A 23,755-nucleotide genomic window follows, 5' to 3' on the forward strand; every position below is an offset into this window, starting at 1 on the left:
ATAATAAATAAAAACGATATACCAATTGATATATCGTTTTTTTATTATGCTTTTATGGCCCATCTAAGTTTTGCTGATCTTGATCGACTATTAGAACTTTGTTCTTCCATAGATGGTCTTATTGGACCTTCTGATATTTCTTTATAGACACCTTGTCTATAATTGAGTTGGAAAGATTTTTTAACTAATCTATCTTCTCCAGAATGAAATGATAAAATAGCAATACGCCCTCCAGATTTAAGTGATTCTGGCAATTTTTCTAAAAAGTCATATAAAGATTCAAACTCATGATTTACATCTATTCTAAGGGCTTGAAACGTTCTTTGAGAAGATTTCTTTATCTCATCATCTTTACGATCTTTGTGTAAAAATGATAAGGCTTTTTGTATAGTGTTATATAGTTGAGTTGTTGTTTCTATCATATTGCCTTTTCGATATTCAGAAATGATCGCTTCAGCAATTTTTTCTGCGTGAGGTTCATCAGAATTTTCTATAAGCATACCTACAATTTCATCTTTTGAAAGTTCTCTTAAACGTAGGGCTGCAGACACACCTTTGTTTGGATTCATTCTTAAATCAAGTGGACCTTCAGTTTTAAATGAAAATCCTCTTTCGGGATTATCAATTTGCATGGATGAAACACCTAAATCTGCTAATACAAAATCAAATGGTCCTGAATCCAAAATGAGATAATCAATATCAGAGAAATTGATATTTCTTATAGATAATATATCTTCATTGTAACCAAGATTGAAGAGTCGTTCTTTTGTACGTTCTAATTCAATAGGATCTTGATCTATAGCATAGAGATGGCCACTTGGAGCGATTTTCTTGAGTATCTCTAAAGTGTGTCCTCCATAGCCAAGTGTTGCATCTAGTCCAGTTTGTCCAGGTTTAGGATTTAAAAAATCTAGAATTTCATCGACACATATCGGACGATGCATACCAGCAGGAGTGTTTCCTTTTTGCATCACTTTTTCTATAGTTTCAGCATATTTGTCTGGTTGAAGTTCTTTATATTTAGCATCAAATGTTTTAGGATGAGTCCCTTTATAACGTGGTCTTCTTTGATGTTTTTTATCTGAATTATCCATAAATAGTTTTCGCCTTTCTAAAGATATATATATATACTTTAAATACAAAATATATCATACCAAATACACCTATGAAAAGCAAACTTAATTGAATATAAGAAATATGAAGATATAATTAAAAACAAAAAATGCCACATACACATATGTACGTAGCATTTATTTAAATATATCGTTTACTAATCTTCAAATACCTCTTTAACTTGGCCAGCTAGATCATCAACTAATGAACTATTGGGAACAAAAACTTTTTCATCACTTAAAGTTGAATCATTATCATCACATGAGATTAAAGTTAAAACTAAAGTAAATAAAACTAAAACCAAAAGTAGTTTTCTCATTCTTCAATCACCTCTATATAAGCAGATATAAGGATATCCAAATCTTCTTCAATAATTAGGGAACCATCAATCATTAGAAACTCATTATTTAAATTATCTACAAATTTATAATTATGAATTACTAAATCTTCAATATAACCAATTGAAAATTGATCACCACTAAAGTCTTTGATGACACCTACGTTGGGATCAATAGTAATCCAAGATCCATAAAATTCACTTCTATAGGTCTCTAAGTCAGAAGAACCACTGTTATTAAGCCAAGTCGCAATATCCTCTCCTAGAGCATTTGTTACAATCATAATCGACCCAGAACCTTGTACGGGTTGATCCTCAAATATAAACTCCAAATTTCCCACATAAACCGTGATAATTTCATTAAGTTCTACTTGCCCATATAAAAATGAGGTTTCAAGTGGTTCTTCATCAATTAAAATATCAAATTTGAATGCGGAAACAATTCTAATGGAATCGAAAGGATAAGTCAAAATTTCTTCTGCATTTGAATCCATTTTGAATATAGTAAAAATACTGATGACTAACATAAACAATAATAGAATTTTTTTCATAGTAAGTCTCCTTTCAACCAAATTATATCACTTAGTTTACTATGCGAATAAAAAGTAAGGAATTCTTAATATAAATCATCTATTAATCATTGTTTTTAACTCTTTTTTTAGTCATGGATAATAAGAAACCTAAAACCACAGAAAGATATGCAGCCATTAAGACTCTATAATTTTCAGGTAACAAAAATGTTATCGTATGAGCTGGTATCCAAAACAAAGGAATAGTTTTAAGAACAACAAAATTTAAAAAATGCGGAAAATCAATATGATGTGTTACTTGTTCAAAAGGTACATGAATAACCTTTTTTAAGTTTCCATCACCTAATTCTATATATGTATCAGTTATTCGGTGGAATAACATAAAAGTAGGTGCAAAAAATATATTCATTAAAAAGCTAATCATAAATGCTGTAAGCAATGAAGCTATAAATGAAGCATTTTGAATACTAGGTAATAAATTTGCAGCTTGTGCACTAGCGACACCGCTTGAAAACAATTTAAAGATTATCACAAAAACCATACCTAAAAATCCCCAAACTACAAATTTAAGCAAAATTCCGTGATCTCCAAAATATGAACCTGTTTTAATTCTATGTACTAATCTTTCCCCAAGACTTGCTAATATAGCAGTCTTTAAAAATCCCATTAAATATGGATAAGAAGCAGTAGATTTTTCAAAAACTAATCTAGATTGTGGAATGATTACAATCAAAGAAAGACTGATAAGAATCAATACCCATAAAATATCACTTTTTTTCATGATTTCCTCCCAATATAAAATATGAAAAAGGGCACAACTTGCATACCCTTATCATATCATTAAATTCTTATTTTTTTATTTATTTTTACGATCACTATAATGCGTATGAAGTAAATGATGTGATAATTCTCCAAGAGGCTCTTTCAAAAAATCTTTATAAAGTGCAATAACCTCTGGATTTTCATGTGATTTACGTAGAGTCATACTGGCATCAAGACGATATGTTGAATCAATTCTTTCTTGACGAACTTTATTAGTTGTTCCATAAGGTTGTCCGCCACCACCAATACATCCACCTGGACAAGTCATGATTTCGATGAACGCATAAGGAGATGTTCCTTCTCTGACTTGATCACATAAGACTTTAGCCATAGATAGCGTGTGTGCAACAGCTACTTTAACCATTGAACCACCTAAATTAACTTCAGCTTCTTTAATGCCTTCTAAACCCCTTAATTCTTTGAAATCAAGGCTTTCTAAAGGTTTCTTATTAACGACTTCATAAACTGTTCTAATAGCAGCTTCCATAACGCCACCGGTTGCTCCAAAGATAGCTGCAGCTCCAGTTGTGATACCAAATGGTGAATCAAATGGAGTTTCTTTTAAGTTTTCAAAATTAATACCCATTTGCTTAATCATTTTACCTAACTCACGTGTTGTTAAAACAACATCGATATCAGGACTATTTTCATCAACACTCATTTCTTCACGTTTTGCTTCATATTTTTTAGCAGTACAAGGCATAACAGAAACGACAAACACATCTTTAGGGTCTAATCCTGCTTTTTGAGGATAATAAGATTTAGCAAGTGCACCAAACATTTGTTGAGGTGACTTACATGATGAGATATGATCTAGAATATCTGGATATCTTTGCTCAGCATAACTAATCCAACCAGGACAGCATGATGTCATCATTGGAAGTATGCCACCATTAGTTACACGTTGAATTAATTCATTGCCTTCTTCAATAATGGTTAAATCAGCAGTAAAATCTGTATCAAATACTTGATCAAAACCTAATATTTTCATAGCGGTTACCATCTTACCGGTAACGATTGTACCTATTGCTTGATTAACTTCTTCACCTAATGAAACACGAACAGCAGGTGCAACTTGTACGATAACATGTTTCTTAGGATCTGTTAATGCATGCCAGACTAAATCTGTATCATCTTTTTCTGTGATTGCTCCAACAGGACATACGCTTGCGCATTGCCCACAAAACGTACAAAAATCATCGTTTAAATCTTCATCAAACACAGCAGAGACTCTAGTTTCATGTCCCCTACCTAATATGGCTAGAACACTAGTGCCTTGGACATTATTACAGACATCAACACATCGTCCGCATTTAATACATAAATTAGGATTTCTAACAATAGCTGGATTGTTATCATCAATGTCGCATTTTTCAAAAACACTAGGAAATCTATTTTCATCAATTCCTAAATTTCTAGCTAAACTTTGAAGTTCACACTTCATATTTTTAACGCATGTTGTACAGTTTGTATCATGATTTGATAAGATGAGTTCAACTATTGTTTTACGTGCATTTAATACTCTAGGTGAATTGGTATTTACAACCATACCTTCACGAACAGGAGTAGAACAAGCTGAAGTTAACCCTTTTTTGCCATCAATTTCAACAACACAAACACGACAATCAGATTTAATATTTAAATCTTCATAGTAACATAAAGTAGGAATGTTCATACTATATTGTTTTGCTGCTTGTAAAATAGAAGTATCTTCCTTAACTGAAACTTTTACATTGTTTATTGTTAAATTTACCATGTTCATATCCTCCTTATCCTTTCTGTGGATGTTCAATACGATCGATATAATCGTCTCTAAAATATCTAAGTGATGAAATAATAGCTGTAGGTGATGTTTGACCAAGACCACAAAGGGAAGCTTGGTGAATCACACGAGCTAGAGATTCTAAAGAAATAATATCTTTGACAGTTGCTTTTCTTTCAATAAATTTAATAATCAAATTTGCTAATTGAATGTGACCTTCTCGACATGGTGTACATTTACCACATGATTCATGTTGGAAGAAGCGAACTACTTTGAGCAGAATATCAAACAAATCAAATCTTTCATCCATGACAATGATTGCTCCTGCACCAGTTTTTGATTCAAACTCTTCAAAGCGTTCATAATCAATAATCATATCAAGCATATAATCAGGAATAATTGGACCACAAGCTCCACCCAATTGAACCATTTTAATTTTACGATCTTTTTCAATGCCGCCACCTAGTTTATAGATGACATCACGAATAGGGACACCATAAGGTATTTCAAAAACGCCTTTATGTTTAACATTACCAGATAAAGAGATTAATTTTGTTCCAGTTGAAGAAGGTGTACCAATTTTAGCAAATTCTAATCCACCCATTTCAATAAGTGAAGGTATTGTTGAAAATGTTTCAACATTATTAATTAAAGTTGGCTTATTATGCAATCCAACAGAAGTAGGAAATGGAGGTTTAACTCTAGTTCTACCTGGTTTACCTTCAAGAGATTCGATTAAAGCAAATTCTTCACCACAAACATATGAACCTGCACCAGATCTAACTTCTATATCAAAATTAAATTTAGATCCTAGTATGTTTTTACCTAAATAACCATTTTTTTTAGCTTCATCAATAGACCATTTTAAAAGGCTAATCGATTTTTGATATTCGCCACGAACATAAATATAACCTTTAGTAGCTCCAGTTGCATAAGCAACAATAAGCATACCTTCTAAAACTTGATGTGGATCGTTTTCCATTAAGTAACGGTCTTTAAAATTACCAGGTTCACCTTCATCAGCATTACAAATGATGAATTTTTCTTTATTTGTTTCTTTAGCTAGACCCATCATTTTAATTGCTGTAGGGAACCCTGCTCCACCTCGACCACGTAAGTAAGCTTTTTCAACTTCCTCTATAATTGAAGTTTTTTCCATTTTTAAAGCTTTCTTTAAGTTTTTATACCCATCAAAATTAATATATTCATCAATGGATAAAGGATTAATCTTTCCAAATCTTTTAGATACCAATTTCATCTCTTTCATTACATGTACACCCGATACTCAGATAAAATCGCTTTAATTTTATCAGCTGTTAGATGCGTATAAATCTTATCGTTAATTCTCATCACAGGTCCAGCTTCACAACATCCCAAACAGCTTGTATACTCTAAAGTAAACTGTTTATTTGAAGTTGTCTCATTAACACGAATTCCAAGTTCCTTTTCTATAATATTTAAAACATTTACATCTGAACTTATATAGCAAGGGATATCCTTGCATACTTGAATGATGTATTTTCCTCGTGGTTTGTCTGAAAAGAATGTATAAAATGACAAAACACTACATACCTTACTTTCAGGTATGCTTAGATAATCAGCAATCTCTTTAATATCATCTTTTGATATGAAATGATCACTTTTTACGACTTGACATTCTAATAGAATTTCAAGTAGAAGATCTTCTTTCTTTTCGTATTTTTCTAATAATTCTTTTAACATTGTTTATCCTCCTATTTATAAGTAAAAAATAACAATTCAAAAAAATTGTTTGTGTGTCGGTTTCCTATGCCAGTTGTGTTTAAACGTAAGATGCTTTTAAAAGACTATTTGTGTAAAGTAGTCTAATAAGTTTTTAAAAAAGTAAAAACTCAAAGTTAAAAAGCTTCATGTCAATCAAAAAAAAGTTAGTTCCTCCATTTCTTCAGTTAAACGGTTTATTTGCCTTTACTATATAATGATTTAGTTTGAATGTCAATGCAATTTATAGGTATTATAATGAAAAAAAATAATAATACTTCACTTTTCTGGTTAATTTAATATAAAAGAATAAATCAAAGGTTTTTTGTTAAAATATCTAACTATTCAATAAAGATTAATAATATATTACTTTACTTTTCTTTTTGACTTAATACTTTATTAGATTGAATTAAAAAGGTATACTATAAATATAATTAAAGTAAGTGCTAGAATATGGAATTATAGCCATGAAAAAAACTAAACTTTTAGATCAATTGGACACATTGAGAAAAAGTTTAAATGAAGAAGATAGAACTAAGTTAATATGTAGTGATCAAGCACTATAAGAAATGTCTAAGAAAAATCCAGATAGATTCGTGATTTTTAAGAACATCTAGAATTGATAGAGGGTTTTTAGAGGTGAATGAACATCTTATATGAAATTCATTATTGCATATACTTAAAAAAACTAGGATGATTTAAGTGTGGCTGGAAATATAAAGATTTTTCTATATTTGAAAAAGATGGATGTGATACTATGTTTTCACTTTACGACTTATTTATGAGACCTTTAGAAAAAAGAGGAATCAAACAAGCCAGAAAGAGATTAATGGCTCAAGCTAGTGGTTCGGTACTAGAAATTGGTTCTGGAACAGGGGCTAACATAAAATTTTATAATTTTGATTTAATTACTGACTTAACGATTACAGATAAGAAATTATCAAAACGAATTAAGAAATTAGATCAAATACCTGCTAAATTTATAGAAGCCGATGTGTCTGCTCTTCCTTTTTCTGATGATTCATTTGACACAATCATTCATACATTAGTTTTTTGTAGTGTTAAAGATGTATCAAAAGGTTTACTTGAACTAGAAAGAGTTTTAAAACCAAATGGGAAAATCATATTTATAGAACATATCCTACCAGAGCATGGTTTTCTGAAAAGAACTTTTAAGTTTATAAATCCATTATGGAAAAGAGTTTCTTCTGGATGTAATTTAACTAGATCTTATGTAGATTCTTTGGAACAAGAAGGATTTGAAATCGTTGAATCAAGCAAGTTTATGAAAACAGTATTTGTTAGTGGCATAGCAATAAAAAAATAAATATATGTATTTATAATATAGAAAAGCATTTAATATGCTTTTTTTATGGGTCGAAAAATGTGAAATTTTGAGATTAAATCAATATAATATTCATAATATCTCTATAAATGTTACAATATTATAAAGAGGTGAACACATGAAAAAAGAATTAATAAAAACAAATTACTATGAAGCAGTCAACGAAGAATGGTTAAAAAACGCTGTAATTCCAGGTGATAAACCATCTATGTCTGCATTTTTAGAATTGCATCTAGGTATTGAAGATATACTACTAGACCTAACTGCAAAATGGGAAAAAGATCAAACAGGTCTAAATGAGAACACTAAGAAATTCATTAAACTTTATCAAATGACAAAAGATTTTGATAAGAGAAGTGAACTAGGAACAAAACCATTTGAAGTGGTTTTAAATCAAATAAATCAATTAAAAAACTTAAAAGATTTAGATAAAGCATTTAAAGACCTGACATTAGCATCTATAGAAACACCGTTTGGTTTTTCTGTGATGCAAGATTTCATGAATAGTAATAATCAAGTACTATATTTTGGTGCTTCAAGATTATTTTTACCAGATACTACTTATTACAAGGATGAGAAATCAAAAGCACAATTAATTGGACTTTTCACTCAAACAACAACACAACTATTAAATCTATATGGTTTTTCTAAAGAAGAAAAAGAAAAACTAATATCTGATGCTCTAGCTTTTGATGAATTACTAGTTCCAGTAACAAAATCAAGTGTAGAAGCTGCGGATTATGTAAAGATGTATAATCCTTTAAGTAAATCTGATGCTAAAAAATTAACTAAAAACTTTGATATCATGGGTAATGCAGAAGCACTTGTTAAACAAGATGTTGATCAATTAATCGTTTTAAATCTAGATTTCATCAATGCTTTTGATTCAATTATTAGTGATGAAAACTTTGAAATCATTAAATCATGGATGGTTGTTAATAATGCTAGAAGTTTTGCATCTGATTTAACAGATGAATTAAGAGTTGCTGCTGGAGCATTTGGCAGAGCTTTATCAGGTACTAAAGAAGCTCAAAGCAAAGAAAAATTTGCTTTTTATCAAGCTTATAACAGATTTAGCCAAGTCGTAGGTCTTTATTATGGAGAAAACTTCTTTGGACCAGTGGCTAAAGAAGATGTTAAAAAGATGGTTCATGAAATCATAGGTATATATAATGAACGTATTACAAATAATGATTGGTTAAATGAAAAAACTAAAGCAAAAGCAATCAAAAAATTGACTACCCTATCAGTTCATGTTGGTTATCCTGATGAACTACCTCCATATTATGATATGTTCGAAGTTAAAGGATATGAAGAAGGATCTAACATATTAAATGAAAAATTAAAGATGACTAGAATTATGTCTGAATTAAACTTTGAAAAATATAATAAAGCACCAAATAAAAATATTTGGCACATGCCAGCTAGTATGGTTAATGCTTATTATAGTCCTACAAATAATCAAATCGTATTTCCAGCAGCAATATTACAAAAACCATATTACTCTCTAGAACAAAGCCCATCTGAAAACTATGGTGGTATTGGTGCAGTTATGGCTCATGAGATTTCACATGCATTTGATAATAATGGTGCTAAATTTGATGAATTTGGATCACTAAGCAATTGGTGGACAGATGAAGATCTAGAAGCATTTAAGAAAAAATCTAAAGATATGATAGATTTATTTGATGGTGTTGAAACAGGTAATGGCGTTTGTAATGGCGAATTAACAGTTTCAGAAAACATCGCAGATAGTGGCGGATTAAGATGCGCTCTAGAAGCAAGTAAAAAGAGAAAAGATCATGATTTAGAAGGTTTCTTTAAAAATTGGGCAAGTGTATGGAGACAAAAAGCATCTCCTGAATATAGCCAATTATTATTAAGAGTTGATGTTCATGGTCCAACTATCTTAAGAGCAAATATGCAATTAAGTAATTTACCAGAATTCCAAGACTTTTATCAAATTACAGAAGAAGACAAAATGTATTTAGCTAAAGATAAGATGGTTAGTATTTGGTAATTAATTTAATATAGTTTAAAGAACATCTCAAAAATTTATTTTTATGAGGTGTTTTTTTTATCGCTTTTTGTTTTAATTTTTTTGTCATCAGGTTGAAAAAATGCACTTGAAATGTTAACTTCAAGTGCTCGTATTTTAACTGCAAGTATTTATTTAGAAAACATTTTTATAAAATTTGAATAGTAAACCAAAAATGTACACCTTTTTCAACATTTTTCACATGGCATTCAGATCGAAATTGATTAAGTGTTTGATTTACGATATAAAGTCCAAGACCTGTGGAACCTTCATGACGACTGCGTTCTTTACTTACACGATAAAACGGTTCAAATAGACGTTCAATTTCTTCATCAGGAATAGTAATTCCATAATTTGTAACACTGATAGTTAAATCATTTTTGTCTTGGATAACTTTGATTTCAATAGTTTCATTTGTAGGTGTATATTTTATTGCATTGGTCAATAGATTTGACAAAACTAATTCTAATTTTTGTGGATCCGAGAGTAATTCAACATGAAGCAAATCCATTTTTATCTCAAGTTCTTTTTGAAAAGCCAATAATTGTAAACGTGAGACAACTTGTTCAATTAAATTATCGATATAAAACTTTTGATAATATTGTTTATACTGTGGAGTATCTGATTGATAAACAAGCATCATATTTTTAATCATTTTATTCGTATTTTTTATTTCTTGTTGAATCAATTTAAGTTGTTTAGTTTGTTCCGCTTTAGTTTCAAATAGATTATGTTCCAACGCTTCAGAAGAAGCTTGTATCACACTTAAAGGTGTTTTTAACTCATGAGACATTCCGCGAATAAATTCTTTTCTTCTCTCATCATTTTTATTTTCAATTTCTAAGGATTGTGACAATTGTTTATTTTGTTTTGATAATTGTGATAAAGTCATTTCTAAATTGGCACTTAAAGTATTGATGTTGAAAGCTAATTCTTGAAATTCATCTTTTGTTTCAATTGTTATTGGGTTATGAGAGAAATCAAGATTGCTTAATTTTTTTGCAGCGTTATTTAGGGTAACCAGTGGTTTAGAAAATTGTTTTGAATAGAAAAAGGCAGCAATCATTAACACGCCAACAACTATGATGAAAGTATAAATGTTTAAAGTTCTTACTGCAGAAACGATGCGTGTTATTTGTGACATTGGATATACTGCAATCAATGTATATGGAGTATCCTCAATTGATGTGTTTACAAAATAAACAAGACTTTGTTCATTATTTGTTTCATTGGTGCTTACATAATAATAAGATGATTCACTAAAAACTGTCAAATCTTCATAGTTTTCTGATAAGATATTTAATATTTCATTTGAGATGATTGGATTTATTGGACTTTGAGTAGTATTTTTAATTACCTCAGAACTTAAGATCTCTCCTGTGATTGTAAATGTAGAGCTAAGATCTAAATCTGGTGAATAATCGCTAAACATAGGATTGATTCTCCCGCTACCAGAATGAATAATACGTTCACCATTCACACTCAGTGACACAGGGATATAGCGTTCTGTTGGCGCATGATATACAATTGTTGCATCTACTGTAGAACCAATTAAATACACATCATCGTGATTTGGCATATATATTTCATAAGTTATATTATCTTGTATGACTTCAACGATTTGTAGTTGCAGTAAGCCCAATTGATTTGTAAGACTGTTAGTAGGCACGAGTAGAGAAGTTGTTTGTGTTTCTTGTGAGAAATCCAATATAATTTCATTTATATCAGCTACGGATTCTAAAGGTAAAATATTTTCAATTTCATTTTTAGTCGTATTAATTGTACGATTCGTGTAAAATTGTTCAAATACTGTGCTTTGAAATAAAAAAATAACTAAGAAAATTAAAATATATAAGAGTGTTAACGATAAAAATAGTTTTTTGATAAAACTTTTTTTAATATTTTTGAACATTCAATTTATACCCCACTTTAAATATAGTTTCAATCATGTCGCCGTAAGGATTTAATTTTTTTCTGAGCATTTTAATATTTGTATCGACTACACGTTCTTCAACATATACATCCATACCCCAGACTTCATCTAAAAAATCGGCACGCGAAAGCACTTCATTAGGATTTTTTCCCATAAATACAAGCATATCAAATTCAGTTTTTGACAATTGCAATCGCTGATGATCAAGAGTAACCGTATGCGCGGGAATATTGATAGATACCTGGTTAAACTCTAAAATATGTCCATTTTGTTTATGTGAAGAGTCAATTCTCTGTAAAATCGCTTTAACTTTCATCACTAAAACTAGTGGCGAAAACGGCTTTGTAACGTATTCATCAATTTGTAATTCATAACCTTTTAGCTGATCTTCTTCAGTATCTAATGCAGTTAATAATATGATGGGGACATCGCTATCTTCGCGAATTTTTTCTGCGACTTCAAACCCATCTACTTTAGGCATCATGATGTCTGAACATACAAAATCAACATTATGTTTCTTAAAAGATAATATACCGTCTAAACCATTTGAAGCAGTCAATACAGTAAATCCTTCTTTTTTAAAATAGGATACCAATATTTCAAGAAGTGATGTTTCATCTTCGATTAGTAAAATAGTTTTATTCATAAAAAACACCTCGTATAACAACATTATAACAGTAATCTATCATTTTATGTGAGAGTTTTGTGAAGATGAAAAACTATCATTAGACAAATCAAAACATTACGATTAATCTTTTTTCTTTATTGATATAGTTTTTTCTATAATGATATTTGGATAACAGTCAATTAAAAAACACAAAAATATCACAACTTTTTTCAAAAGATTTAATATACTATGTTTAATAAAAAAAATATGGAGGAAAAAATGATTATAATTCTTATCATTATCTTGGCATTAATCGCTTATGTTTATCCGAAAATAATCACGAAAACATTTGTACCTACTACAATTTTATTCACTTTAATTAGCGCAACTGCATTTTTTGTTGACTTTTCTTTACTAAGTCCATTTAAAACTGGGTTTTTGGGGTTAGCATTTTTTATAATTGTCATGTTTGCAGGTGCTATGCCTAAACATTCAGTTTTGGAAAAGAAATTTAAAAGTGTCCGTAAAGAATACTCTATTTACGGATTCATTACAATTACACCTCATGCTATTTTATTTTTCATTGATATGCTTAACGAAACAATGAATTTTGAGTGGTTTGGTGTTATGACTTACTTAATTATGGTTCCCTTATTTATAACGTCTTTCTATATAATAAGGAAAAAGATGTCTAACAAAACTTGGAAAATATTACAAAAAGCATCCTATATTATATATTTACTTCTGTATATTCATTTAATTTTGTTTTATACAGGAAACAATATTTATCTATATACAGCTTTATTTGTTTTTTATGTAGCACTCAAAAATTATAATCATTTTTCTTTTTCAAAAACTGTCATCAGAAAATTGATAATTTCTAGTGTCGCTGTGGTACTTATTTTATCTATTGCTTATATAGGAACAGATGGTCAAATCATCGCATCTCATGCTGTTAATAAACTATACATGTCAGATTTATCAATTGAAGATGGAGTGTATTATGGATCAGCTGATGGTTATGAAGACTACACTGTTGTTGTTGAAGTCATCATTGAACAAGGCGTCATCAAGTCTATTATTCTACTTGATGATGGAAGTAGTGAGCCAAGAAAAGAATATGACTATACAGAAATCGCAAAAGATGTCATTGAAGAAATCATTGAAAAACAACACACAGATATAGATGTTGTTAGTGGGGCGACCCATACAGTTGATGGAGTCGTCAACGCTGTCTTAGATGCTTTACTAGAGCATTAAATGCATTTCATAACTCTATCACAACTAAGCACAACTTCATCACAACTTCATGCATCAAAGCATATAAAATAGAAGTATCTTAAAAAAAGAAAAGGAGAAAAACAAAATGAATTTATTATTAGCAGGTGTCATGTTATTTTCAGGAGGAAGCGTAATCGCAATGCAAAACGAAGAAATTAGCGATGTAGTCAATGATACAGTTGAACATGTTTCACAATATGTACAAAATCGTTTAGGTCGTCGTATAGCAGATACAGTATCAGAAACTGGATTTCCATATCCTCAAGAAGCTTTCTTATCTACATTAACAGAAGATCAAGTATTTGCCATCACATCTGAAATTGATGTCATCAACGCAACATATGATTGGTCAAATATGACAGAAGAAGAAATTAGTGTAGCACTTCAAGAAGTACATCAAATGCTTGATGACCTTTATACTGAACTTGGCGTTGAAGCACCACAAACTCAAAATCAATACCGTGGAGCAAATAGCAAAGCAAAAGGTAAAGCGTCAAGCGAAAATGCTGGAACATATGATGGCGAATGTCCATATGACGATATCGTCGATGATTCAGACATATTATAATTTAGAAAAATATTTATAAACTTATGTCTGATGAAGTTAGATAACTTAGTTTTTAAAAGATAAAAATTATTCACTATTCTATCACAACTAAGCACAACTTCATCACAACTTCATGCATCAAAGCATATAAAATAGAAGTATCTTAAAAAAAGAAAAGGAGAAAAACAAAATGAATTTATTATTAGCAGGTGTCATGTTATTTTCAGGAGGAAGCGTAATCGCAATGCAAAACGAAGAAATTAGCGATGTAGTCAATGATACAGTTGAACATGTTTCACAATATGTACAAAATCGTTTAGGTCGTCGTATAGCAGATACAGTATCAGAAACTGGATTTCCATATCCTCAAGAAGCTTTCTTATCTACATTAACAGAAGATCAAGTATTTGCCATCACATCTGAAATTGATGTCATCAACGCAACATATGATTGGTCAAATATGACAGAAGAAGAAATTAGTGTAGCACTTCAAGAAGTACATCAAATGCTTGATGACCTTTATACTGAACTTGGCGTTGAAGCACCACAAACTCAAAATCAATACCGTGGAGCAAATAGCAAAGCAAAAGGTAAAATGGCAAGCGAAAATGCTGGAACATATGATGGCGAATGTCCATATGACGATATCGTCGATGATTCAGACATATTATAATTTAGAAAAATATTTATAAACTTATTCCCTTACAAAAGAACTTATTCCTAGACACAACGAAATACTTGTGAATAGGATAGGTTCTTTTACTTTTAGTAGTGTAATAATTTAGTTTTAGTGCACTGCTACGGTTTTACTAAAAAACACCCAAGTTCAAATCCCCTCAGTTCTTGAGTTTTACTTCTAGTGTTTATGTAAACATAAAAGGTATATAAAAGACAAAAATCGACCTAATTTAGATCGATTTTGTCTTTTTTAACTTAAAGAGTTGCTTTTGATTAAACGCTAAATAAAGCCGTTTTAAGCGTTTACGTAATAAAAAGCAATTCGGTATGATTGAGATGGGTTGTATGACCTATTTTGCTACAATTTTACACCCCTAGCGAGAATTTTTACACCCCCACCTAAAAAAAATGCACCCCTAAAATACGGCTTTGTTTAGCCTTTTTATTTTGAAGAGATTTTCAAGTAGTATTTTCTTTGTGTCAAAATAGGTTATTCCACTATGTGCTTACTATGGGGTGTTGAACCCATACTTCCGTATTTAAATATTAGAATAGAATGTCTAACCCCAAATTCCAAAAAAGAATAAAGAACTTAGCCCCATTAGAATGACACCTACTACTATAAAGAATGAATGAACGTTGTCACCCCATAGCAGTTTTGCTCTTGCTACAAAGAGTTTATAGATAATAAACTCACTTTTCTTTAATGCGCTCACTAGTAAGAATAAACCAATCAACGCCATTAAACTACCCCATAAATAATTCATTTCTTTTCCTCCTTATTATTATCTATTTTTATTTTGTATAAAACTTGCTTTAAATCCATGATATCAAGGATATCTCTAACCACTATTGATTGTTGATCAGTTGTAAATATTTTTAAGTATCCAACATTTTCATAAATACGTATGCCAGTATAAAACTGATACTTTTTTATCTCAAACTTCTGAATTCTACTTTTGTCAATCGTAGGATTTCCTTTGGAAAACATAATTTTATCATGATATACGTCAAACAAATCGTTTGGTAAATTTAAATAAATGTATCTCCAACGGGAAATGACATACAGCATAAATAACAAAAAGACTGTAAACAATCCAAATCCAAATGCGAAATGCCATGTTAAGATTTCAATCGTTGATATGTAAGCTGTTGTAATAATCATTGCTAGTGACAAGAAAATCAGTAAACCGATAAAGAAATCATAATATTTCCTCATTCTTAGATCTTTTGATGCTGTGTAAATCAACCCTTTATATAACACATCTGTTTCACCAACAAACAATTCGTCATGTGAAATATGAAATATTTTTGTCATTTCTGTAATTATTTGAAATCCGGGTTCAGACAAATCATTTTCCCATTTAGATATTGTTTGTGGTGTAACATGAAGTAAAATGGCCAAATTCTGTTGACTCATATTATTCTTTATCCGATTCGATCTGATTCTTTCACCAAAAGTCATAGAGACACCTCCTTTACAATGTCCATTATACTATATTTTTAGTTAACTATTCTCAACGTTTCATTGATATGTAATCTTTTACCAATAATCTCTATGCTATTTTCGCTACAATTTTGATTTTTCTTAGTAAATATGATATCCCAAAACTGATGATAAACCCAAGAATGAACACCAATACTCCTTCTAAAATACCGTTAAAATCAATTCTATAGAAGATACCCTGTAACGCTGATACTACTCCATAGTGCAGTATGTAAATCATAAAAGCATTCTCAGATAGAACAATTAAAAATTTTGGTTCTTGATTTAAATGATTACTAAATAATGCTATCAGCCCTATTGTGATCAAAACAAACATTAGCGTTGTTAGAACATCACCAATATAATAGAGTATTTCAAAATGAGAGTTCATTAATAATAGCGCAAAAAATAGTCCAGATATAATTCCTAACACTAATATGAAAATATAATTTTTCATTCGATATCTCTGTACAATAAACGTATTTTCAATTCCGTTTCTTCCTAGTACTATTCCAAATAGATACATCATAAAATAAACTGGAACACGTCCAATTTGAGCACTGAAAGGTCCAAACAATGTAACAAAATCATAACCTAAAAATAAAGAGCCAGTTCTATATAACAACAAACCTAAAACAAGCATAGTTACTAAAAAAATCACCTCATTCTTACGAAGTAGTTTCGATACTTTATTCTCTTTTTTAAAGAATGGAGAAATCACAGTGAAAATAACATTGAACAGTAATAGCACCCATAGAAACCACAAATGTTGAGTAGGAAAAAAATTTATAACAACGAATTCATAGTATCCTGCGAAATTACTTAAACCAAAATTAATGTTTGGATCAGTTCCCTTGAATACTTCCATTAGATAAAAACCAACGATATTGACTGTATACGTAGCAATAAAAAATACTGCCACTAATCGTAGTAATCTTGACAACAAATAGGATACTTTTCCTCTTGAAACTAAACTTTTATATGCAAACAGACCTGCAATGAAGAAAAACGTATACATAAAGAAATTATCAAATAAGACTGTCACATATGAAAATATTATCGTTCTATTTCCATCATGTATGGGTGATGCCGTTCCTGATGGTGTGAATGCTAAAAACGCATGATGTGCTACAACAAACATTGTAAGCATTAATTTCAAATAACTAATTCCATTGTATTTTTTCATATTAATCCTCCTTAGACTTTCAAATAATATTCATTAGTATAAATTGATTTCTAAAGAAAAACTATCAACGTTTCATTGAATCACTTGTATTTATTTAATTATAAACTAAATATTATTGGTAATCGTGTAAATCCATTTTAAATCGTGTATTTTGAAATGTAATCGTGTAGCGTAATCTATTTTTCTACTGATTTTGTATCAAAATAGGTAATTCTCTACCTATTGAGTTACATATTTTAACACAACACTAATAACTAGAACTGGCTAAATAAAGACAAAAAAGCCTGATACCTAATCGTATCAGGCTAATGCTTTGCTAATGGTGGAGATGAGGGGAATTGAACCCCTGTGCAAAACACTTCATAACATACTTTCTACATGTTTATTTTATTTATATTTTCTTATGGTTAACTAAACAAACAAAAGTCAAACATTATATCCTAAAGTATTCGTTTAACAGACTAGGAAATCTGAGAAGTATAACTTACTGAATTGGACCGTGTATGAACCGTAAGTAAATTCATAGTTGGCTCGCACCTATTCTTAGGCAGCGTAAGAAAAATTTTGGTTTCCGGTTATTAGATAACCTCGGCTTTTTTACATGAGCAACCATGACATGCTTATATGTTATTCCATGCCGTGACGAATCCAGAACATCCCCAGCGGATATATATTACAATAAAAGATGATAAATGTAAAGAAAAAGTGAATAAAATAGCTAAATCGGACATATACGCCCTACTCAAACTTCAAAATTCATTATATAGTACACTTGAAGACAAATCATTTGTCTAAATAAAGGTGTGTTAGTATGGTATCTGTGCTACTAAATTTAGTGGAGGGGGATATCCATCCTAAAGCCTACAGGGCAATAAACAATTTTATTATTGTTGCCCTTTTTATTTAATAATTTCATCCTTTATTGTATAATGTATAATGTACGATAAAACGATATTCATATATATGATATGCAAAATATATCTATGATATAATGATAAAAACAATAGAATGGAGAACAAGATGATCAAAGGAATAATTTTTGACATGGATGGAACCATATTAAACACTATAGACGATATAAAAGATAGTGTAAATCATGCGATGAAAATTTGTGATCTACCTTTAAAGACCCTGCAAGAAGTTAAAGATGGTGTAGGTAGAGGTGCAATCAATTTAATAGAGGATGTTGTTCCAAAACATTTATCACAAGAAGATATAAAAATAGTATATAAAATCTATCAAGATCACTATGATAAAAACTCTAATCATAAAACAGGACCTTATCCTGGTATTTTAGCATTATTAAAAAAATTAAAAGAAATGAATTATAAATTAGCAGTTGTTTCAAATAAGCATAAATATTTAGTTGAAGAGCTCAATCATAATATATTTAAAGATTACTTTGACTTTTCTATGGGAGAAGTTAAAGGTGTTCCTATAAAACCTGAACCAGATATGCTATATATGGCACTTGATCATTTAGGTTTAAAAAAGTCTGAAGTCCTCTTCATTGGTGACTCAGATGTTGATATGATAACAGCTAACAATGCAGGAATCACCAGTGTAGGTGTTACTTGGGGATTTAGATCAAAGGACGTCTTGATTAAGCATCAAGCTTCATATATCATTGATCAACCAGATCAATTATTAGAAATTATTAAAGAGGTAGAATAAAATGGCAATGATTAAATTAGATCAAGTATCAAAATATTATCGTTCTGAAGATACAGTATCTGTTGGGATGAAAAATATTAGCCTAGAATTTGAACTAGGTGAATTTGTTGCGGTTACTGGTGAATCAGGAAGTGGGAAATCTACACTACTTAACGTTATTAGTGGACTAGATGGTTATGAAGATGGTGAACTTTTCTTATTTGGAGAAGAAACATCACATTATACGATTGCTGATTGGGAGCGTTATAGAGGCACATATATAGGTTTTGTTTTTCAAAGTTATAATATTATTGATTCTTATACAGTCTATCAAAATGTCATGCTTGCATTAGAAATTCAAGGATATGATAAACATAAAAGAAAACAAAGAGCATTAGAACTTATTGATCAAGTAGGTCTAACATCACATAAAAACCATAAAGCATCTAAATTATCAGGTGGTCAAAAGCAAAGAGCTGTTATTGCAAGAGCACTTGCAAAAGACTGTCCTGTTATTGTTGCAGATGAACCTACAGGTAATCTTGATTCAAAATCTGCAGAACAAGTTATGGATTTACTTTTTAGTATTTCTAAAAATAAATTAGTTATCGTTGTAACCCATGATTATTCACAGGTTCAAGCGTATGCTACTAGAAAAATTAAAATGCATGATGGTGAAGTTGTAGAAGATAAACCGATTAAAAAGCCTGAAAAAGTAGAACCAGGCAAGGTTATACAACCTAAACGCATGCCGTTTCTATCACTTTTAAGATTTGCAGTAAGAAATCTTTTAGCAACTCCTAAAAAACTATTTTTCTTGATGATTATGCAAATCTTGGTCATTGGGGTATTTACAATTGTTTATACAAATCAAATTAGTAATATAAGAGAAATAGGGTTAGAACAATCTTCAGTCTATCCATCAGTACCAGAAACAAGACTCATAGTAGAAAAAAGAGATGGTACAGCTTTTACAGCTGCTGAGATAGAAGAATTAGAAAGCAATAGAAGAGTAGAAGCCGTTTATCCAAATGCAATGAATTTTTATAATGAAACTAGTTTATATGTCGTTAAAGAAAATCAATTTGAATACGGTAGAGCAAATGTAGATGGCACTGATAGTGTGGTTTCCTTAAGTCAAAGAGATGTTGACGGAGAATTACCTGTATTAGCTAATGAAATCGTCATGAGTGCGAATTATGATTTCAATGTTGGTGACACAGTAGTCATCAATGTAGGGAATGCATATTATTGGCAACCTGAAGGCGCAAGTACTATATCCGTTGGTACATTTGTTGTTAGTGGTATTGATAAACAAGATAGAGATATCATTTATTTTTCAGAAGCATATCTTAATCAGCCATCAGCAAATGAATCATTAATTGATTATCAAAAACTTTCAAATTTAAGCGATAGAATAAATTATGAATTAATGATCAACTTTGATGGTGATCAAATGTATGGGTATAGAAAAGAAGGAACAAATATCACTGAGGATATCCTTTTTGATGGTGGTGGGACGCGTACAATTTTAACAAATCAAACTATCCAATTTAGCATATATGATGTAAATTATCAATCACAAATTTCTATGACGTTAACAGGATTAACATTAAATGTTCCTGAAGAGATATATTATGGTTTTACAGTAAATCAAAATACACATGATGATATTAGAGATTATTTTTTAACTTTACTAGAAAGTACATATACTATAGAACCAAAACAATATGTATCAGTTAGTGTTAGTGGATTTTATGCAGGGAATAGATTATTAAACACTTTAGATTCAGATGCATATAAGATATATTACCCAGCTAACATTTCTGGGGCTATGAGAGAAATACAAGTCTTTTTTGCAAGTTTCTTAGCAGTCATCTTATTGACTTTATTTGGCATGTTTTTATATTCAATTGTACATGCAGTTACTAAGAATGTCATGAACGCAAGGAAAAAAGATTTTGCGATCTACAGGTCTATTGGAGCAAATAAGGCAACACTTGCACAATTGGTAGTTATCGAGCAGGTGATGATGTCTACCATTGGATTTGCAATTACCATATTGTTAATAACAGTTTTAAGCAACAATATATATGTCTTAACTGCAACGATTAAGTACATGGAAGTTAAAGATTATTTCATCTTGTTAGGTGCATTCATGTTCTTTGGTGCATGGCTTGGTTTAAGATTTAATAAAAAAGTGTTTAATCAATCAGTTATTGAAACACTTACACAAAGTAGGGGTGAATAATCATGATTAAAGTTAATCAGTTAAATAAATACTTTAATAAACGTAAGAAAAATGAAATTCACGTCTTAAATGATATCACTGTAGAATTTCCTGAAAAAGGATTAGTCGTTCTACTAGGACCTTCAGGCTCTGGTAAAACAACACTATTAAATGTATTAGGTGGACTTGATAAAGTTCAAAATGGTTCTATTGATTTTGATGGCAATATGATTATGGGATATGATGTTCATACATGGGATAAAATTAGAAATGAATATGTAGGATATATTTTCCAAAATTATAATTTATTACCAGAACTTTCAGTTTATGATAATATAGCATTTGTTTTAAAGATGATGGGAATCAAAGATCCTGAAATTATTGATCAAAGAGTGCTCTACATTTTAAATGCAGTGCATATGTATCCATTTAGAAAGAAAAAGGCATTACAGTTATCAGGTGGTCAACAACAAAGAGTTGCAATCGCAAGAGCTTTAGTTAAAAATCCTAAGGTAATTATTGCAGATGAACCTACTGGTAATTTAGATAGTAAAAATACGTTAGACATTATGAATGTCATCAAACAAATATCTAGTGAAAAACTAGTTGTTTTAGTGACACATGAAAGACATATAGCAGAGTTTTATGGAGATAGAATCATCGAAGTTAAAGATGGTCAAATTATTTCTGATGTAGTTAATACATCATCAGATGATCATAATATCGCAAAAGATGATACGATTTATTTAAAAGACTATAATCATATTGCAGATGATTCACAACATGGCGTTAATCTAAGTTTATATTGTGATGAAGAAGATGATTTAAAAGATGTTGATATTAAATTGATTGTAAAAAATAAGACACTTTATTTGGATGTTAAATCACCTTATAAGAAAATGAAATTTGTTGATCAACATGCAGGTGTTGTTATTAAAGATGAACACTATGTTAAAAAAACAAAAGAAGAATTGATAGAAACTACATTTGATACAGATATGCTTGATAATAAAAATGTGGATAGACAATCTAAACTAATGGTTTCTATTAAACAATCCCTATGGTTAGCATTCCAAAAAGTATTAAAAACAAGTCGTAAAGGTAAATTGATGTTATTTTCATTCTTAGTTGCTGGTATGGTTATTGCTGTAACAGTCTCAATGTTAGCATCAGTAGCTATTCTACAACCAGAACAATACATGAGTATGCCTGAAGGCTATGTCTTAGTTTCAAGAGTAAGTACATCAACTCCTTTTGATGAAGCTGAGTTATTAGCACTTAAAGATGCTGATGATGATTCATTTTATATCAATACGCTTGGTCAAGCTCAATTACAGTTTGTTCAACCTAATGGTTCGCTATCTTCTGTAAGTTTTAGTGGTCAAATTGAATTGACTGATCATGTTACAAAACGTGATCTTGAATATGGAGACTTACCTATAAATGATAATGAAATACTAGTATCTCAATTAATTGCAGATACGATGATAGATGGAAGTTTATTTATGGGAGGACCTCAAGGACAAGAAATTGGTATTTGGTCTTATGATCATTTAACTAAAGAAGAAGTAAGTATTAATGGCGAAAATATTAAGATAGTCGGTATTGTTAAAAGCGATCTTAATTTAGTATATATGTCTGAAAGTTTAGCTAATCTATACTTTAGTACAAAAAATAACTTTGGTGCTTTACCATATACATATTTTGATCAAGATTTAGTAGCTGGTAGTCAACCAGAAAAAGGTCAAATTTTAATATCTGAAACTTATTATCAATTGATTTTTGGAAATAATGATTATACAGCAGGTTTTCCTAAAGCAATGGTTGGTCTTGATATTGATGAAATAGCAGGAGTTTTTGCAGATCAAAGTGATTATAATATCGTTGTTAGAAATGATGATTTCAATACCCTAAGACTACAAAGCACTGATACATTTGGTTTTTACGTTTACTCAGATAATAGTGCTCAATTGGCACTAGATATTGAAGATGATCTTGGTTATAAATCATATGATGTATACCAAGAAGCTTTAACCAACGCAAAAGAAATGAGAGCGGATGTTATTGTTCCGACTTTAACGACTTCCGCAATTCTAATTGGCTTTGCGATGGTTGGATTCTATTTCGTTATTCGTTCAAGTTTAATTTCAAGAATTTATGAGGTTTCAGTATATCGTGCATTAGGTGTTAAGAAGAATGATATCTTTGTATCCTTCATTGTTGAGATTTTTGTATTAACAAGTATTTCTACATTAATAGGATATATTATTGCATCTGTGAGTTTATCAAAATTATCTAATGGATTAATAGGAGAATTTAATTTCTTCTTAGTAAATCCTTTAACATTTTTACTTGGATTATTAATAGCTTATGTGATCAATATGTTGGCTGGAATTTTACCAGTTTATCTATTGTTAAGAAAGACACCAGCACAAATATTATCTCAATACGATATTTAAAATTAAAG

General features: G+C 30.2%; 20 protein-coding genes and 1 other RNA gene. 8 read left to right on the plus strand and 13 right to left on the minus strand.

The features are described 5' to 3' along the window. Positions 1-44: 44 nt before the first annotated feature. The 7 genes from rsmH to MPAN_RS04075 all read right to left on the minus strand — a co-directional run bounded on the left by rsmH (position 45) and on the right by MPAN_RS04075 (position 6,286). Positions 45-1,094 (minus strand): 16S rRNA (cytosine(1402)-N(4))-methyltransferase RsmH, encoded by a 1,050-nt coding sequence (gene rsmH, locus MPAN_RS04040; RefSeq protein ID WP_176238737.1) that lies wholly within the window; start codon positions 1,092-1,094, stop codon positions 45-47. A 176-nt stretch (positions 1,095-1,270) separates the two neighbouring features. Continuing rightward, positions 1,271-1,432, minus strand: coding sequence for a hypothetical protein (locus tag MPAN_RS04045; protein WP_176238738.1), 162 nt, complete (start codon positions 1,430-1,432; stop codon positions 1,271-1,273). Further along, complete coding sequence (locus tag MPAN_RS04050) at positions 1,429-2,001, minus strand: hypothetical protein (protein ID WP_176238739.1); 573 nt, start codon at positions 1,999-2,001, stop codon at positions 1,429-1,431. The genes MPAN_RS04045 and MPAN_RS04050 overlap by 4 nt, the downstream gene beginning before the upstream one ends. 82 nt (positions 2,002-2,083) lie before the next feature. Beyond that, the gene (locus MPAN_RS04055; RefSeq protein ID WP_176238740.1) at positions 2,084-2,761 is read right to left on the minus strand and encodes a hypothetical protein; all 678 of its coding nucleotides are present in this window, start codon (positions 2,759-2,761) and stop codon (positions 2,084-2,086) included. Between the two features lie 75 nt (positions 2,762-2,836). Next, complete coding sequence (locus MPAN_RS04065; RefSeq protein ID WP_176238741.1) at positions 2,837-4,564, minus strand: NADH-dependent [FeFe] hydrogenase, group A6; 1,728 nt, start codon at positions 4,562-4,564, stop codon at positions 2,837-2,839. Positions 4,565-4,571: 7 nt separating this feature from the next. Beyond that, the gene (locus MPAN_RS04070; RefSeq protein WP_176238742.1) at positions 4,572-5,831 is read right to left on the minus strand and encodes a complex I 51 kDa subunit family protein; all 1,260 of its coding nucleotides are present in this window, start codon (positions 5,829-5,831) and stop codon (positions 4,572-4,574) included. Next, on the minus strand, positions 5,831-6,286 hold the full coding sequence (locus MPAN_RS04075; RefSeq protein ID WP_176238743.1) for an NADH-quinone oxidoreductase subunit NuoE family protein: 456 nt from the start codon (positions 6,284-6,286) through the stop codon (positions 5,831-5,833). The genes MPAN_RS04070 and MPAN_RS04075 overlap by 1 nt, the downstream gene beginning before the upstream one ends. 775 nt (positions 6,287-7,061) lie before the next feature. On the opposite strand from MPAN_RS04075, the gene MPAN_RS04080 reads away from it, so the two are divergent. Together MPAN_RS04080 and MPAN_RS04085 are read left to right on the plus strand one after the other, a co-directional pair. Beyond that, positions 7,062-7,631, plus strand: coding sequence for a class I SAM-dependent methyltransferase (locus tag MPAN_RS04080; RefSeq protein WP_176238744.1), 570 nt, complete (start codon positions 7,062-7,064; stop codon positions 7,629-7,631). Positions 7,632-7,767: 136 nt separating this feature from the next. Next, the gene (locus MPAN_RS04085; protein ID WP_176238745.1) at positions 7,768-9,669 is read left to right on the plus strand and encodes a M13 family metallopeptidase; all 1,902 of its coding nucleotides are present in this window, start codon (positions 7,768-7,770) and stop codon (positions 9,667-9,669) included. A 166-nt stretch (positions 9,670-9,835) separates the two neighbouring features. On the opposite strand, the gene MPAN_RS04090 is transcribed toward MPAN_RS04085, so the two are convergent. Together MPAN_RS04090 and MPAN_RS04095 are read right to left on the minus strand one after the other, a co-directional pair. After that, positions 9,836-11,599: a sensor histidine kinase gene (locus MPAN_RS04090; protein WP_176238746.1), complete on the minus strand. Its 1,764-nt coding sequence runs from the start codon at positions 11,597-11,599 to the stop codon at positions 9,836-9,838. Then, on the minus strand, positions 11,583-12,266 hold the full coding sequence (locus MPAN_RS04095) for a response regulator transcription factor (RefSeq protein ID WP_176238747.1): 684 nt from the start codon (positions 12,264-12,266) through the stop codon (positions 11,583-11,585). The genes MPAN_RS04090 and MPAN_RS04095 overlap by 17 nt, the downstream gene beginning before the upstream one ends. A gap of 240 nt (positions 12,267-12,506) precedes the next feature. On the opposite strand from MPAN_RS04095, the gene MPAN_RS04100 reads away from it, so the two are divergent. From MPAN_RS04100 to MPAN_RS04110, 3 genes are all read left to right on the plus strand, one after another. After that, the gene (locus tag MPAN_RS04100; RefSeq protein ID WP_176238748.1) at positions 12,507-13,487 is read left to right on the plus strand and encodes an FMN-binding protein; all 981 of its coding nucleotides are present in this window, start codon (positions 12,507-12,509) and stop codon (positions 13,485-13,487) included. A 106-nt stretch (positions 13,488-13,593) separates the two neighbouring features. After that, on the plus strand, positions 13,594-14,076 hold the full coding sequence (locus MPAN_RS04105) for a hypothetical protein (protein ID WP_231756814.1): 483 nt from the start codon (positions 13,594-13,596) through the stop codon (positions 14,074-14,076). Positions 14,077-14,245: 169 nt separating this feature from the next. Beyond that, on the plus strand, positions 14,246-14,728 hold the full coding sequence (locus MPAN_RS04110) for a hypothetical protein (protein ID WP_231756815.1): 483 nt from the start codon (positions 14,246-14,248) through the stop codon (positions 14,726-14,728). 565 nt (positions 14,729-15,293) lie between these two features. Here the strand turns inward: MPAN_RS04110 and MPAN_RS04115 are convergent. The 4 genes from MPAN_RS04115 to ssrA form a co-directional block, all read right to left on the minus strand. After that, positions 15,294-15,500, minus strand: a complete 207-nt coding sequence (locus MPAN_RS04115; RefSeq protein WP_176239766.1) for a hypothetical protein — start codon at positions 15,498-15,500, stop codon at positions 15,294-15,296. After that, a complete protein-coding gene (locus tag MPAN_RS04120) occupies positions 15,497-16,198 on the minus strand; it encodes a helix-turn-helix domain-containing protein (RefSeq protein ID WP_176239767.1) in 702 nt (233 codons plus the stop codon). The genes MPAN_RS04115 and MPAN_RS04120 overlap by 4 nt, the downstream gene beginning before the upstream one ends. Before the next feature lie 91 nt (positions 16,199-16,289). Then, positions 16,290-17,405 (minus strand): acyltransferase family protein, encoded by a 1,116-nt coding sequence (locus tag MPAN_RS04125; protein ID WP_176239768.1) that lies wholly within the window; start codon positions 17,403-17,405, stop codon positions 16,290-16,292. Between the two features lie 320 nt (positions 17,406-17,725). Then, positions 17,726-18,066, minus strand: a transfer-messenger RNA (tmRNA) gene (gene ssrA, locus MPAN_RS04130). Positions 18,067-18,425: 359 nt separating this feature from the next. Between ssrA and MPAN_RS04135 the strand changes: the two genes are divergently transcribed. From MPAN_RS04135 to MPAN_RS04145, 3 genes are read left to right on the plus strand one after another with little or no spacing between them, the layout of a single operon-like run. Beyond that, entirely contained in the window at positions 18,426-19,079 is a 654-nt protein-coding gene (locus MPAN_RS04135; protein WP_176239769.1) for an HAD family hydrolase, read from the plus strand. A 1-nt stretch (position 19,080) separates the two neighbouring features. After that, complete coding sequence (locus tag MPAN_RS04140; RefSeq protein ID WP_176239770.1) at positions 19,081-21,309, plus strand: ABC transporter ATP-binding protein/permease; 2,229 nt, start codon at positions 19,081-19,083, stop codon at positions 21,307-21,309. 2 nt (positions 21,310-21,311) lie between these two features. Beyond that, the gene (locus MPAN_RS04145) at positions 21,312-23,747 is read left to right on the plus strand and encodes an ABC transporter ATP-binding protein/permease (RefSeq protein ID WP_176239771.1); all 2,436 of its coding nucleotides are present in this window, start codon (positions 21,312-21,314) and stop codon (positions 23,745-23,747) included. Positions 23,748-23,755: the final 8 nt, after the last annotated feature.

This window comes from Mariniplasma anaerobium, from assembly GCF_016865445.1.
In the GTDB taxonomy this organism is placed as follows: domain Bacteria; phylum Bacillota_I; class Bacilli_A; order Acholeplasmatales; family Acholeplasmataceae; genus Mariniplasma; species Mariniplasma anaerobium.